Raw genomic sequence first — 14889 nt, 5'->3', positions numbered from 1 at the left:
TTAACCCATTTTATAAACCTATGAATGTGTAATCGAGAACTTTCGGTCACACGGCTTTTTGCTGCCCAAAGGAAATGTTATGAGCTTTAAAGACCAAGTTATTAACCTGATTATTCAGGGCAAAGATTTATTTTCCAGCGAAGCTAAAAAGTCGGAAAAGGCTTTAGCTGAATTAGCATCAGAAAGCGAAATACTTAATGCCCGTTTAAAAGAGTTAGAAGATTTACAGGCCGCGGCTAATTCTATTGATGGCTTAACGGCTTCAATTAGCAAAGGTGAGAAAGCCTATAAAGATAATTCAGTCGCGCTTGATAAGTTAGTCGTTCAGCAAAAAGTGGCTGCCAAAGAGTTAAAGAAACTTGAAGCGGCGCAAAAGGCGGCCGAGGATTCAACTAATCAACTTGAGCAAGAATACAACCAGGCACAAGCGGCATTAGTTAAGTATGAAACCGAGTTACAGCAAGCCCGGGTTGAAGTTGAAAAACTCAGCACCGAACAACAACAAAGTGCCACTGCTAGCAAAGAGCAAGCCGCAGCATTAACCAAAGCTAAAACCGATTTACAGCAATTAACGACTGAACAAACCAGCGCTAAAAATGCCGCCACTGAACTGGCAACCGCATTAGATACACAGCGCCGCGAACTGCTTGAGGTGAGCACAGCAACAGATGCGGCTAGCCGTAATAAAGCCGATTACACGCTACAAGTAAAAACCGCTAGAACTGAGCTAAATCAGCTTGAACGTAGCCTTAATAAAAATAAAACCGAGTTAGATCAAAACACCGCCAGCTTAAATAAAGCTGGCATAAGCATGGATAAACTGGCCGATGCCAGTGCTGATTTAAAGCAGCAGCAAATAGCCGGTGAAGCAGCGTTAAAAGGGGTTAACACTCGGCTTGAACGCCACAACAAGCTATTAAATGAGTCACAAAAGCAAGCGGGTGACTTTGGTGGCAGCGTTAAAAGTGCCACAGCGTCATTGGTGGCTATGGCGGGCGCTTACATTGGTGTTGACAGACTTTGGGAAAGTTTAAAGTCGATACTGACCGCAGGCGACGAAGCCAAAGCCTTTGGTGTGCAAATGACCGCCATGATGGGCAGCATTGCCAGCGGTGAGCAAGCAACCCAATGGATTAAAGACTTTGCTAATAATACCGGTACCCGTTTAGATTCGGCTAAACAAGCGTTTGCTTCATTAAAAACATTTGGCATAGACCCGATGAATGGCAGCTTGCAGGCCATGGTGGATTACAACGCTAAGTTAGGGGGTAGCCAAGAAAAGCTGGAAGGGATTATTTTAGGCGTTGGCCAAGCCTGGGCTAAGCAAAAATTTCAAGGTGAGGAGATATTACAGCTAGTTGAACGCGGCGTGCCTGTTTGGGATTTGCTTGAAAAAGTGACAGGTAAAAATGCGGTCCAACTGCAAAAAATGAGTGAAGCCGGTCAGCTTGGCCGCGATGTGATGCAGCAGTTGTTTGATGAAATGGGCAAGCAAGCTAACGGCCAAGCGTCTAAATCTTTGGATAGATTAAGCGGTCAAGTTAACTTGATGTCTAACAAGTGGACCGAGTTTAAAACCATTATTGCCGACTCGGGCGCGTACCAGGTAGCTGTTGATTTTATTCAGTCGTTAAACGCCAAGTTTGATGAACTCAATAAAAGCGGTCAAATCAAACAAGCTGCGCAAGACATTAGCGACTTTTTCACCACCATGATCCGCGATGGTGGTTCAAGCATTACCGCCACCCTTGAAAACATTAGCGCTTTTGCTCGGGCGCTAAATGTCATTAGTGGATCTATTCGTTTGCTTGCTAATACATTTACTTCAATGGTTGCCACTGTTGGAGGTGCATTTACTGGGTTATTTGCATTTTTACTTGAGGGCTGGGCTAAGGTTATTGGTTTCCTGGGGGGTGATGATTTATCTAAAGCTTTTGAAAATCAAGCTGCCGCGATTAAAGCTGTATCTAAAGCCTATTTTGATCAAGTTGAGCAAGATGGAAAAGATGCTGCCGCTGCATGGAAACAGATAACGGGTGAGATTGAGCAATCAGCTTCAAGTGCTTATAAAGCCGCAGGTGATGCTGCAACTAAAAGCGCTAAAGTACAAGCTGATGCAGCTAATAAGGTTAGCACAGCCCAAAAAGAGCAAGCTGATGCAACCGATGAACAAACCGCCAAAACAAAAGCATTTGAGCTGGCGATGTCTAAAGCCGGTATTACCACAATATCGATATTACGCGAGCAGGCGGCAGCGGCTAAAGCGACTTATGAACAAGTAAAACAAGGTGCAGCTGATGGCGTTGCATCGACAAACGAGCTTAACCAGGCGTTTATAAAATACGCCGATGCAGCCATTAAAGCAGCCGCAGCTGGTGACCAACAAGTTGATGCCAGTATTCGTCAGCAAGCCGCTAACTTAGGCTTAAGCGATAATATTGAGCAGCTTATTCAGCAGCATTATCGTTTAAAAGAGGTGCAAAATAACGTCGGCAATGATGCTGAAGAAAATGAAGTGAGAGTGGCTAATGCTAATAAAGGCATTGGCACCACCATGGAAAACACCCTGGGGGTTGTGGTTAAAAGTGCCGAGCAAGCAGGGGCTTCATTGGCGGGTGTTGCTGAGTTTTTTACTGACTTTTTACGAGGTGTTACCGCCGAAGTAGCCGAGCTAAGTAAAGGTGCTGTTGCTTACTTTAAGTCGATTCTTTACGGTCAAACCCTGTTAATTGACTCAAGTAGTGAGTTAGATAAAACCATTGAAACTTACCGAAGCTTAACGGGTGAGATTAATGAGCTACAAAACCAGCTAGCCATTGCTATCGACTTCACTGGCATTAGCACTTTTGCCCGTAAAGCTGAAATAGCCGGTAAGCAAGCGCAAGCGGCCTATTATGGCCAGCGCATCGAACTGCTTAAAATGGTTGATGCACTTAATGCGGCCGAAGGTGGCAACATTGGCTTAATTAGAAGCGCAGAACGTGCGGCTAACTCAATGAACTTGATGAATGATCAAGACTTGGGTGTGCTGAAATCGGCCATTGATTCTGCTAAATCTAGCATGGATTCACTGCGTGATAGTGCTCAGTCAACCCTTGATACGCTGCAAGATGAATTAGACGGTTACCTTGGCCGTCAGGATGAAATTGAAAAGCGTCGTTATCAGCAAGAGCTAACAGAAATTAAAGCGCAACTGGCTAAAGCTGAGCGAACGGGTGATCAGGCGTTAATTAACCAGTTACGTGAAGCTGAAAAAACCTTAAGCAAGGTTTATGCGTTTCGCACCGCTGAAATTAAAGCTCAGCAAGAATCTGACAAACAACGCGCTATTACTGATACGCAAAACCTTAAACAACAAACCACACCCCAAAAAACGATACACACCCCAGCTCCCCAAACATCATCTAGCCAAACCACTGTTGCCCCAAGTAGCAGTGACACGGTTGTGTTGCAACTGCAAGTGGGTAACCGCACCTTTGATGCGCAAACCAAGCGCAGCATTGTGAATGAACTCTATGCAGAAATTAAACGCCTGCAGTCGGTTGGCGGTTAGTCGCTAGGTTGCTGTATCACTTCAAAAAGAGGTCCTATGTTTAGCACCATTATTGACAGTATTGATTTGGAAGAGCCATTGCATTGGCTTAACCGCAATAACACCCAACGCGTGGCAGCAAATATGAAACGGGCACTTAACGGTGCGCCGCATATTCAGCAAACCGCTATTCCTGCAGGTATTGCATTAGAGCTGGGTACCAAAAGTGGCTGGATGCACCGCCTAGATTTTAATGCGCTGCAAGCCCACGCCGCTAGCACATTAACTGCATTTACCATTAATCACGATGGCAACAACATTAATGTGGTGTGGGATAACACCCAAGCTAACGTGATCACCGGTGATGATTTGGATGATGAGTTTGGCGAGTACCCATTGTTAACCAACGTGGTTTTACGATTTTTAACGCTTTAGCATGATTAACACAGGTGGCACATGACCATTACCCGAGCAGATTTAAAAATATTCAAGCCTGAGTCACTGGGTTCTAGTGATGACGCAGGCGGCCAGCGCACTAAGTTAGTGGTGAAGTCTGGTGAGCTTAATGAGCTATTTAGAGCGATTTCAGATATCGACCATTCGCAATCTGCGGTTGATATTGTCAAATGTTACCCCGCGCTGGATACCACTGGCACTGAGCTGTTGCTTAATGGACATGTTTTTTTCAGTCAAAAACCAACAGACCCTTTGGTGAGCATGTTGTTAGCTGAGTCAAATGAGTTTGAAGATGCTGATCGCATGACTGACATGGTGGAGATTTTAGAGTCATCCGTTAAAGCTGGGCAGCTGGTGCGTAACCGTTTAATTGGTTTGCTGGCGGGGCAAGACTCGTTTCCTCGCTCGTATTTGCAGTCTATTTATCAATTTAACGGTAGAGACTATTACGAAACTATTCGGTTAAGCCAAGGCCAGGTGATTGTTATTTCTGTTGAGTATGCGGGTAATGAAAATGCGCAGTATCCACGCTTTGAACACTTTTGTGAAGTGCAAGAAACCGTTACAGGTGGCCAAGGTGGGCAAGTGTATTTTAAGCCGGCTATTCCGTTTAATACACCTAACTTTGACGTCACAATTAACGGTGAAACGGGCTGTACTAAATTGCGTTATGTTAGCGCAAATGATGGCATTAAATACCATGGTGTGAGTGAGCTGACCGCCGCAGCAACGAGTGAAATACTGGATGTTGGCGCAACGGTAACAGAGATGTTACCCAAGGTGCGTACTAATTCTTTGAGCGCAGGTAATGCATTAGCGGGCATAGTCGATTCGCAAGGCGGCAGCGTTACGGTTGATAATGCGGGCGTGTATGCTCCAGCGCGTAAAACCTTAGTCTTACCCAGTGTGAAAAATCAAAACACCTATATTTTTGAGATACCTGATTTAGTTAATTCCCCTTGGTTTGCTGAAAACAATAAACAAGCGGTAACTTATAGCGGGTCGTTTGGTCAGTATGCCAACATCCTCATTACTGGTACCACGGTTACTGTTATTTTTACGGGCATCAACATGACGGGAAATAACAGCATTGCGGTGTCGTATTATCAAGCAAGCAAGTACCAGATTTATGCCAGCAGCAATACGTTTCCTGTTAATAGCATTCTGACGAAGGATTTTTTCTCTGGTGAAGTTGATTTTGATAATTCGAGCTACAGCAACAGTAGTGTGAGCTTAGGTAACTTTAGTGCCGATGACATCGACGCAATCCCTATAATTGAATTAAATCAGACCGTAATAGCCCGGATTAATGCCCGCACAGGTGCAGTGACTAAGGAGGTGGATTTTCGGGGTAATTTCACCTTAACCTATGGCTGTTTGTTAGCTAAAACAGAACCTGCAAGTGGTGGTGATGTGCCACCTGGTGATTTAAGTGTGACATTTGTTCTTACCAGCCCTGAACCTGTACTGGATAGCTTTTATGTCACGGTTTCGACCACTGCTGAAACCTTGCTTAGTGCTAGCGCCGATGCCAACGGCATTATCAGCGGTACGGGTGTTACAGGCAGTATTGTTAATGGCGCGGTATCGCTTGAGTTTACGCAACGAGTGATATTAAGCACCCTACGTTATGACGTAACCGAAACGGTGACGCTTTCACCCCCTCCTGAGCTTTATGGCCTAAACCCACTGCGGATTAAAAACGGCGGTGTTGTGGCGTGTTTTACAGCCTGGACCAACATCAATGTGCAACATAGTCAAACTCAAGTTGTTGTTAGCCCAGCAGCTGACCAAACTTTATCTGTACGAGTGAATGCCCGATTTGTCGATATTACTGATGCCAATGGTGCCAGTTTATGGACACTAAATAACACGCATTACAGCGTGGTTAAAGAAACGGGTGTTGTGACACTGCACAGTAATTTTAGTGGTTTTGAAGCGCCATTTTTACTGACAGATAGCATAGGCGAGTTGGCCTTGGTTGTAGAGGTGCAGCCCAATAAGTTGGTATTAGCCGCGCCATTAAGTCAGTCGTACCCCATTGGTTCTGTGGTGTCTAGCGTTCAAGATTTAGGTGATTTACAAGCACGAGTCGGTGCTGTTCGCGATATGACCGCTTGGTCGAATAATTGGGACCAAGATGGAACCAATACCACAGCTAGCTTGAATGTGGTTGATTACCCGATTGAGGTGCGTAACGACACCGCGATTAATGAAGACTGGGTGTTAATTATGACTAGCCCAACATCATTTCGCTGTGTGGGTAAACGTTTAGGTCAAATTGCAACTGGCGATACCGTCAATTATTTCGCTCCAATAAACCCGCTGACACTTGCCCCGTATTTTATTATTCGCCAGGCCGCATTTGGTGGAGGTTGGCAAGCTGGCGAAGCTATTCGTTTTAGAAGCTACGCCAGTTCAAAACCTGCCATGTTGTTGCGAACGGTACAAAGTGGCCACACACAAATTACAGAAGACCGTGCGGTGTTGTCATTCCGTGGTAATGAGTCTTAATGCTTGATATTAATAGATTATAAGAAGGGGTATTAAAATGGGATTGCCAGTAACGGTTTATCGCTGGGATGATGCGGGTGCACCGCAACTTGTTGAAAGACGACCATCTGAATTTATAACGATATTAAAAAAATGCTTGGTTGAGGGTTATGGAACTAAATCACCATTAGGGTGGACTGCACCATTTGAAGATGTTCAGAATAGAAAGATTGTTTTTAGAAACTCACCCACTGATGGTAGTGGTGGTGTATTGCGATTTGCGGATTTCAATACGGATGATAGGGTGGGTGGTACGGTAATTTACACTCATGGTAAAATTGCAAATAGTGTAGATGAAGTGCTACCGCTTCACGTTTATAATTCCATCTTTGCACAAACTGTAAATAACACACAGTGGGTGATAATCGGTACGTCGAGATCGTTTTATTTAATAGTTAATAACACCTCTAAACCTATGGCGTCAGGTACGTCTGGGTCTGGTACTTGGTGGTTTGGTGATTTAGACCCATCGCTACCTTATGACCAATCAACAATGATGGCATTTTATGCATCAACAAATAATACAGGTGGTACTGGTTGGAATTTATCACTAGATTATTTGGCTAACGGTTCAGGGCAAGTCGTACTTGGTGACGCCAACAACGACATATATTCAGCGGAGTACCAATTGTACTTACCGATGGATGGTGCAAAACTTTATTCTCAAACGTCAGCTTCTAACTCGCAAGGTGTACCCGTTACAAACCTATTTCTTGCCCCTGTATTGGTGAAATTAAAAACGCTTAACTCAGGCACCCAGGACGCTTTTGATACACTCATACGGTTCAGCGAGAGTAGACCTGTGATTCGTGGCGCTATAGCTGGGCTGTATGAATTTGCACAAGGTGGATATAGTGACCAACCGTGGCCGCAAATTCATACTCAACAGGGTCGTAGTTATTGGATTATCAGGCAAGGTCACGTTGGTTCATGTAACGTATGTATCGATTTGGACACTTGGTATGAATAGTTTAATACTCAAACTAACAAAGGGTGCTGATCATTTAAACGTTGGGTTACTGACCGTTGATATTGACGTTGCAGCGAGTCGTTTGATGATAATTGACCGAACTACTGGCTTGGTTATGAGATACATGGAAGTACCACCGTCAAAGACTTTTCAAACTGTGTTTAATTACGAGTACGCATTAACTAATAAAATTATTGTCGGCATTATTGATATGAATGGTGTTTATGCGCTTCAAACAATTGACGCAATTAAACTAGAACCTGCGGTACTCGGTGAGTTAGACATATGGTAATTATAAGGTTCAGCAGACCTTACGCGTCTAGATTGTCACCCATTGTAATTAGGTTTGGCGATGACGGTGAACCACCAGTAATTGTTGACAAATCGTTGGGTATTGAATGCGGTATGGTGTGGCGCAAACCTATCGCTATTGAAAAACAAACGGTATTAGCTGAGGCGGCAAGTCATTTAGGTATCGAATTTGATGCGCCTTGGACGTTAAACAATGGAACCGAACAAACGATTATGTCAGCGTGGATGACTATACCGTCAGTCGGTATAAGCTACGGCTTCAGCTGGAAAGCATTACCGCAAACCCGCAATGACTTTGCTGTTAGTTGGGCGCTACCCAAAAGCCATCAAACCTCAGTTGATATTTTGTGGAAAACAACAATAAGTCATCAAACTGATACCGAAATGCGTTGGTTAGATGTTGCAGCTGAGTGCTTGTCTATAAGCGTGATATGGCATGATGGCGCAGCAAAACATATTCAGCATACATTACGTTATAAAGGAATACGTTGCGGTACTGAACACCTTTTAAAATGGGGCCCGCATGCATCACGCTGGATATGCTCGACTAAATATCGTCCACCAGTGGGTGTAGCGAGTATTCGTTTTAATGATCCATTTACCCCTTTAACCAGCTCTGCAGTCAATCCGATTATTATCCGGTTCACACCGTCACCAGAGTATTGTTACTTTGACGACGGTGGTGGGTTAATTGACTCAAACCCAGTGTTACCCAATCTTGATTTTAAAACCCCCATTGAACCCCAATTGCGCAGGTATTATTTAATGCAGCCAACCATTACGTGTGTGCGCGTGTCAGACAACGTGCCGATTGTGATCAGTAATATCAGTATTAGCCGCAGCCGTGGCCAGTGGGCCAGCTCGGTGAGTATCGATTTTTCAAGCCGTATAGATGCCAGCCGCGCTGAAAATCAACTGCTTAAAGTGGGTATAAACGGCTATGAGTTTTATGTTTTGCTTGAGCAAACCAGTGTAAGCAAAGTGTTTGGTAACGCGACTTATCGCGGAACAGGCCGCAGCCGCAGTGCCGAACTGACTACGCCATATGTATTGCCGATCAGTTATACCAATTCAACATCACGCAGTTTTGCCGGTTTACTTTCTGACATGCTGCAGTTTACCGGTTGGACTATTGAGCTTAACGGCATCGTTGATTTTAACGTACCTGCAGGCGCGTTTAGCGTTGGCAATAAATCGCCCATCGATGCAGTGCAAGAAGCGGTGACACAATTAGGTTGTATGCTGCTATCTAATGATGAAACCAAAACATTAACCGTGGTACCACGTTGGCCAACAGTGCCTTGGTTAATGGATGCTGCGACACCTGATTTAACCTTGCACGATGCAGTGATCACCAGTTACAGCGAATCAAAAGAAATCGGTACCGAGTGTAATGTGGTTTGGCTGCGGGGTGAGCAGCAGGGCATTAGCGCAAAAGTAAAACGTGCAGGCACGGCAGGCAATATTGCAACTGATGACATTAGCGCCCAACTGATTGTTGATAATCAGGCCGCTAGAACAGCCGGCACTAACGCACTGGCCGATACAGGCAATAAGCTTAATATCAATATGAGTTTACCGATTCTGGCCGACTTACCACCCGCAACACCTGGTATGTTAATCGGCGTTCGTGAAGGTGTGAATGTGTTCAAAGGTACCTGTGATTCAGTTACGATTAGCGCATCGGTTAGCGACACTGGCGACATTGATGTAGAGCAAACCATCACCGTCGTTCGCCACGTTGCATAAGCTGTTGTATCAAAATCAGCATAAGGAATCGTAATGTTAAAGCAGTTAACACAAAGCCTAAGCGCCCCGCGTTTAATTATGACGATTAACGTGGCGAATACCGATGGAACGGTAACCGCCACCACTGCCAGCGGCCACACCCAACGGGTCATCGGCTCTGGCAGTATCGGCGATCATATCTATGTTCAAGACGGCAGGGTGCTAGGGACAGCACCCGACTTGGTGTTTGTAGAGATAGAGGTTTAGTTGTTTAATTTATTGAACATAAATCCTCATGAAACTTTTGAGAATTTATTAAGATGTTACGAACTTCCAATATTGCATTGTTGAAAGCAGATAAACCATTAGAACTCAATAGGCGATCGAGTGGCCAACCAGCTGCTCTGGCTTTTTGGTAATGTACAAGAGCACTGAACTTCAAAGATGGAAACTGCTTGGTTTCGAAAGCACTATTAATAAATATGATTAGTGCAAATAAATCTAATGACCCTTCTTCAATCTTTTTAAATTCCTTTTTAAATTCACGAACCGTAATTTTTACAGCCTTTTGATCTTCAGTCGATAGATTGTTCATTTGATTTCCTTTTGAGTAATACTTTCCATTATACACCTAACGTTTTTGGTTAAAAAGAGAGCAAATAAGTTTAGATTATTCTTTCGAGTCTTTATCATGCAAACGCTTAGGGTATAACTCAGTGTATACCTGCCATAGCGTATTAATATTGCGGTGGCCTGTTACTTGTGCCACTTCATCAATAGTGTAACCTTTTTCAAATAACCGGCTAGCACCTTCACGCCGTAAATCATGGTAGCGTAAATCCTCAATACCCAACTCATTTCTAACCCGCTGAAAACCTGCAGCAACAGACTTTTCATTATACGGGAATATCCGCGCATCGTTGCGTGGTTGCTTTTGTAGTATTTCCCACGCCCCACCCAATAACGGCACTAGCATGTGATTACCTGCTTTTTTTCGCGGGTCTTTACGATTTCTAACGGTTACCGCTTTTTGCTGTTCATCAACATCATCCCACGTAATTCGGCAAACCTCGCCAATCCGCATACAGCTTAAAATAGAGAAGTCTAATAGGTCTACATATGGAATGTGCGCCATCCTCTGGTTTGACCGTTCCTGTAAACCCACCTTTAGCTTATCTATTTCGTTTTCAGTTGGACGCCTAGAACGTCTTGCTGATTTGCCAATTAAGTTTTGGCTGTGCAGCAAATCATACGCTTCAATTATGGGTAATTCTGACAGCGCGTAACCATAACTCGCCTTAGCCATTTTTAAGCACCACTTCAAATAGCTAACATCGTGCGACACGGTAGACGGCCCAGTCCCTGAGTTGATTCTATTTTTACAGTGTTCAACAATATGATGCGACTTAATATCGAACGCGTTCATTTTACCAATGTCGCTATCGGCCAACATATTCAGCACATAAAGTTTGGTGCGCCCAATATGTACGTTGGGGTCTTCAATATACTTACCAATCAGCTCATACAATAAAACTGATTTTAAAGGATCAGGTATGCCATTCGACTCGAGATTAAAGGTTTCTTTTTTTCCCCAGGCTTCCGCTTGCGCTTGCTTTGTAAAAGTACGGTGATCACTGTAAACTATCTTGCCTTTTTTTTCACTCTGACAGAGCACTTGTATCGAATAGTGCCATCAGCACGAGTTCTCGGGTCTATTACATAAAAAGCCATTTGGGGTACCCAGTCCTATTTATTTGGATACCTCACAGGATACCCGACCACTTTAAAATGTGCAAAAATGTATTAAAATAACTCAAAATGTGAGAAGTATGAATTTACAGAATACTGATGCAAAGCCATATACACCAAGGGTTACGCTAGATAGGACGTTTAGCATAGCGCCTATGCTGGATTGGACAGATCGCCACTATCGTTATTTTGCTCGCTTAATGTCTGCTAATACTTTGTTGTACACAGAGATGGTTACTACGGGTGCCATCATATATGGTAAAGGTGACTATTTAGCTTACAATGAAGAAGAGCATCCTCTGGCGTTGCAATTGGGTGGCTCAAACCCAAAAGACTTGGCTCATTGTGCCAAGCTTGCAGCTGAGCGCGGTTATGATGAGGTTAACATCAATGTAGGCTGCCCGTCTGATCGAGTCCAAAATGGTCGTTTTGGTGCCTGTTTAATGGGTGAACCTGAATTAGTCGCTGAATGTGTTGATGCTATGAAGCAAGTAGCGGATATTCCTGTTACCGTTAAAACCCGTATTGGTATTGATGATCAAGACAGTTATGAGTTTTTAACGCGATTTGTTGAAACTGTCAGTGCGAAAGGCTGTACCGATTTTACGATTCATGCTCGTAAAGCTTGGTTACAAGGTTTAAGCCCAAAAGAAAATCGTGAGATCCCACCACTGGATTATGATCGTGTGTATCAATTGAAGCGTGATTTCCCAGCACTTAATATCGGTATTAATGGCGGGATTACCAGCTTAGACCAAGCTAAAATACATCTTCAGCATGTTGATGGCGTGATGGTTGGCCGTGAAGCATATCAAAACCCGTATATCTTAGCCCAAGTTGAACAACAGCTTTTTAACAGTAATGCGGCGCAATTAAGTCGTGAAGAAGTGGTTGAGTTAATGCTGCCTTATATTGAACGTCATATTCAGCAAGGTGGACGATTAAATCACATTACTCGCCACATGATTGGTTTGTTCCAAGGGTTGCCTGGCTCAAGAAGTTGGCGCCGTTACTTAAGTGAAAATGCCCATATAGCGGGCGCTGGAATTGAGGTGGTGCGAGGGGCGATAGCCTTGATGGATGAAAATGCTCCTGAACCGATAGCCTAACTAATCCCCCCTAAATTAAGCGCTCATAAGAGCGCTTTTTTTGTCGCTGAATTCCGCGCTGAACATGAGTTTTTAAGTATTTTTAAATCATATATTTTCATGTAAGCGCGTTCTTTTAATGTGATTTAACATGAATTAGTAAAATTGACTAACCATGTGGTTAATTTTACTAATTGTTTGTTTTTTATTCTCAAACGTAGTTTGAAATAGGCGAAATATTAACTTTTATATTTATTTATATATTATTTTTCAGTTGGTTAGTGTGTTTTTTAAAAGTTGGCACGGTGTTTGTAATACTAAGTCTGTCAGCAGCGAAAAACAGGTTTCACTGCAAACTAAACAGAAAAGGAAGACATCATGTTTATTTCAAATTCAACAAGTCGTTTAAGTCGTATCGTTGGCGCCACAGCAGTCGCATTAGTTATATCGGTTAGCAGTTTTACAGCGCAAGCAGATGACCTAATGGTTCAAGATACCTTCACAATGCTAGAGCAAAATATTTCAAAAGCTAGCCAGGATTTAATTTTATCAGCCAAGCAAGAGTTTGTGTTGTCATTAAAAACTCAAATAGCTGAACAAATATTTAACAGCAGTTTTTATCCAGAAGATAAAGCCATCGCGAGTGAAGTAACGGAGCGTTCAGTCACTACTGCTGCGAATAAGAAGTAATGATGTTTGCTGAGCAACTAGGCTTGGTTATGCCCTTATTAGCCATAGTGTTACTGCCCTTTGTGAGTTTTATTTGTTGTGCAGTTATCGCTCACTTGCTGACCAAGTTGCAAAATCAAGCTTAGTTTAAGTGGCTGTTAGTTAGAGCTATTTGGCTATAATTATTAAGATGTTAAGGAGTATTATGGATAGAATAATTGCAAAACTAGCTGATAAATCAAAGATTATTTGTGGAGTGTGTTATTACCTGGCAAAACAATTTGGTTGGTCGGTTATGTGGACAAGAGTCGTGAGTGTATTAGTATTGTTTGCTAATCCAATAGTGTGTCTATTAGCCTATATTGTGTTAGCTATAATGGTGGATAAAAAATCAACTCACTATTAAAGACTCTCTAGTTCAGTGCTTCTTTTAAAAAGCTCTGCCGAACAAGCAACAGAGCGACCGGCTATTGAGGCATCATAACCACTGAATTAGAGAGTGCATCTATAAAATGATGGTTTCAAACAAGCCATATTTTACAGCTTTATCCCTCTTATTATGATTATCTATTTAGAAATGCTTGAAACATTTGCTTAGCTTCATCACTTTTTAATCGTTGTCCAAAGTGAGTTAATTCAAGCTGCATTTGTTGTTTCACCTGTTGCTGGTTATATCGCAACAATTGTCGTGATGCTTGCAAGGACTCAGGCGGCTGACTCGCCAACTTTTTAGCCTTAGTTAATGCAAAATCAATCACATCAGTTTCAATTACTTGATTGATAATATTTAATTTAGCAGCCGTTTCCGCATTAAATGCATCGCCAATTAAAATAAGTTCAGCAGCTTTTTGTTGACCGACGATTAATGGTAATAATAGGCTTGATGCAGCTTCTGGCACTAATGCTAGACTTACAAAAGGCATTTGAAATTTTGCGCTATTGTCAGCATACACTAAATCACAATGCAGTAATAAGGTTGTGCCAATGCCAACCGCAGCGCCTGATACTGCCGCTACTAGCGGTTTTTTTAATTCCAGTAAGCACATTAAAAATTTTACGGTTGGGTGATCACTATTGAGGTCGCCACTTTGCAAAAAATCGGCAATATCATTGCCAGCGGTAAAGCAGTTTCCTTCACCATGTAACAGAAAGGCACGAATCTCATTGTTGCTATCGCCCTCGATAAGGTATTCTGTGAGTTGTTGATACATTGCTAGATTAAATGCATTACGTTTTTCTGGGCGATTGAAGCTGATGATACGTACACCTTGTTCATCACGCATTTTTATAAGACTCATTCGTTGTTTCCTTTGTAAACACGAGCAGGGATTACATGGAGTTTAAGACATTGAAACCAATATTCAAACATCTGTTTAATTTTTTAGCGCTAACGTCTTTATCATTTACTGCAGTAGCAAATGTTATTCTAGTAGATGGGCACGTGCGCGCAATGCCAGCATCTGTGCCAAATACAGCCGCATATTTAACATTAGAAAACCATGGTGATAAAGCGGTTAATTTAGTAGCAGTAAAAACAGCTATTGCCAAAGAAGCACAACTGCACACTATTATTGAAGAAAATGGCATGGTCAAAATGCGTCAAGTCGAGGGCTTAGTTATTGCTTCTCATGGGGCGCTCAGTTTAAAACCGTCTGGCGATCACATTATGATATTAGGCTTGAATAAGCCATTAGCGGAAAATGATAAGGTAGTATTAACATTGATATTTGATACTGAACAGCAATTGCAGGTTGAATTGCCTGTATTAAAACAAGCTGGTTCTGAACATCAAGATAATAGCGAACATCATCACCATCATTAAGGAGTACTAT

The 14889-nt window shown here is 42.8% G+C and carries 12 protein-coding genes and 1 pseudogene; 10 read left to right on the top strand and 3 right to left on the bottom strand.

Annotated elements, in window-relative coordinates:
- Positions 1-79 precede the first annotated feature (79 nt).
- From ACRWP9_RS18200 to ACRWP9_RS18175, 6 genes are read left to right on the top strand one after another with little or no spacing between them, the layout of a single operon-like run.
- Entirely contained in the window at positions 80-3553 is a 3474-nt protein-coding gene (locus ACRWP9_RS18200) for a tape measure protein (RefSeq protein ID WP_434927156.1), read from the top strand.
- A 36-nt stretch (positions 3554-3589) separates the two neighbouring features.
- Positions 3590-3967, top strand: a complete 378-nt coding sequence (locus tag ACRWP9_RS18195) for a hypothetical protein (protein WP_434927155.1) — start codon at positions 3590-3592, stop codon at positions 3965-3967.
- A gap of 21 nt (positions 3968-3988) precedes the next feature.
- A complete protein-coding gene (locus ACRWP9_RS18190; protein WP_434927154.1) occupies positions 3989-6502 on the top strand; it encodes a hypothetical protein in 2514 nt (837 codons plus the stop codon).
- Between the two features lie 37 nt (positions 6503-6539).
- Positions 6540-7511, top strand: a complete 972-nt coding sequence (locus ACRWP9_RS18185) for a hypothetical protein (RefSeq protein ID WP_434927153.1) — start codon at positions 6540-6542, stop codon at positions 7509-7511.
- Positions 7504-7803 carry a hypothetical protein gene (locus ACRWP9_RS18180; protein ID WP_226410561.1) on the top strand — a complete coding sequence of 100 codons (300 nt, stop codon included), beginning with the start codon at positions 7504-7506 and terminating at the stop codon, positions 7801-7803. Before ACRWP9_RS18185 ends, ACRWP9_RS18180 begins: the two co-directional genes overlap by 8 nt.
- Before the next feature lie 32 nt (positions 7804-7835).
- Positions 7836-9572, top strand: coding sequence for a hypothetical protein (locus tag ACRWP9_RS18175; protein ID WP_434927152.1), 1737 nt, complete (start codon positions 7836-7838; stop codon positions 9570-9572).
- A gap of 250 nt (positions 9573-9822) precedes the next feature.
- On the opposite strand, the gene ACRWP9_RS18170 is transcribed toward ACRWP9_RS18175, so the two are convergent.
- Entirely contained in the window at positions 9823-10146 is a 324-nt protein-coding gene (locus ACRWP9_RS18170) for a hypothetical protein (RefSeq protein WP_434927151.1), read from the bottom strand.
- 75 nt (positions 10147-10221) lie between these two features.
- Positions 10222-11282 (bottom strand): annotated as a pseudogene (locus tag ACRWP9_RS18165) (site-specific integrase).
- A 98-nt stretch (positions 11283-11380) separates the two neighbouring features.
- On the opposite strand from ACRWP9_RS18165, the gene dusA reads away from it, so the two are divergent.
- The 3 genes from dusA (at position 11381) to ACRWP9_RS18150 (ending at position 13463) form a co-directional block, all read left to right on the top strand.
- Positions 11381-12409: a tRNA dihydrouridine(20/20a) synthase DusA gene (dusA, locus tag ACRWP9_RS18160; RefSeq protein ID WP_434927150.1), complete on the top strand. Its 1029-nt coding sequence runs from the start codon at positions 11381-11383 to the stop codon at positions 12407-12409.
- 357 nt (positions 12410-12766) lie between these two features.
- Positions 12767-13078, top strand: coding sequence for a hypothetical protein (locus tag ACRWP9_RS18155; RefSeq protein ID WP_434927149.1), 312 nt, complete (start codon positions 12767-12769; stop codon positions 13076-13078).
- Positions 13079-13262: 184 nt separating this feature from the next.
- Complete coding sequence (locus ACRWP9_RS18150; protein ID WP_434927148.1) at positions 13263-13463, top strand: PspC domain-containing protein; 201 nt, start codon at positions 13263-13265, stop codon at positions 13461-13463.
- 157 nt (positions 13464-13620) lie between these two features.
- Here the strand turns inward: ACRWP9_RS18150 and ACRWP9_RS18145 are convergent, their stop codons facing one another.
- Positions 13621-14355: an enoyl-CoA hydratase-related protein gene (locus tag ACRWP9_RS18145; RefSeq protein ID WP_434927147.1), complete on the bottom strand. Its 735-nt coding sequence runs from the start codon at positions 14353-14355 to the stop codon at positions 13621-13623.
- A gap of 35 nt (positions 14356-14390) precedes the next feature.
- Between ACRWP9_RS18145 and ACRWP9_RS18140 the strand changes: the two genes are divergently transcribed.
- The gene (locus tag ACRWP9_RS18140; RefSeq protein WP_434927146.1) at positions 14391-14879 is read left to right on the top strand and encodes a copper chaperone PCu(A)C; all 489 of its coding nucleotides are present in this window, start codon (positions 14391-14393) and stop codon (positions 14877-14879) included.
- Positions 14880-14889: the final 10 nt, after the last annotated feature.

This window comes from Shewanella sp. HL-SH2, from assembly GCF_051164935.1.
Classification (GTDB): Bacteria; Pseudomonadota; Gammaproteobacteria; order Enterobacterales; family Shewanellaceae; genus Shewanella; species Shewanella glacialimarina.
This window is presented reverse-complemented; position numbering and strand designations above follow the sequence as displayed.

Coding starts and splice junctions, on each gene's coding strand:
- ACRWP9_RS18200 (WP_434927156.1), top strand. CDS start 80: ATGAGCTTTAAAGACCAAGTTATTAACCTGATTATTCAGGGCAAAGAT.
- ACRWP9_RS18155 (WP_434927149.1), top strand. CDS start 12,767: ATGTTTATTTCAAATTCAACAAGTCGTTTAAGTCGTATCGTTGGCGCC.
- ACRWP9_RS18150 (WP_434927148.1), top strand. CDS start 13,263: ATGGATAGAATAATTGCAAAACTAGCTGATAAATCAAAGATTATTTGT.
- ACRWP9_RS18180 (WP_226410561.1), top strand. CDS start 7,504: ATGAATAGTTTAATACTCAAACTAACAAAGGGTGCTGATCATTTAAAC.
- ACRWP9_RS18140 (WP_434927146.1), top strand. CDS start 14,391: ATGGAGTTTAAGACATTGAAACCAATATTCAAACATCTGTTTAATTTT.
- ACRWP9_RS18170 (WP_434927151.1), bottom strand. CDS start 10,146: ATGAACAATCTATCGACTGAAGATCAAAAGGCTGTAAAAATTACGGTT.
- ACRWP9_RS18190 (WP_434927154.1), top strand. CDS start 3,989: ATGACCATTACCCGAGCAGATTTAAAAATATTCAAGCCTGAGTCACTG.
- ACRWP9_RS18195 (WP_434927155.1), top strand. CDS start 3,590: ATGTTTAGCACCATTATTGACAGTATTGATTTGGAAGAGCCATTGCAT.
- ACRWP9_RS18145 (WP_434927147.1), bottom strand. CDS start 14,355: ATGAGTCTTATAAAAATGCGTGATGAACAAGGTGTACGTATCATCAGC.
- dusA (WP_434927150.1), top strand. CDS start 11,381: ATGAATTTACAGAATACTGATGCAAAGCCATATACACCAAGGGTTACG.
- ACRWP9_RS18185 (WP_434927153.1), top strand. CDS start 6,540: ATGGGATTGCCAGTAACGGTTTATCGCTGGGATGATGCGGGTGCACCG.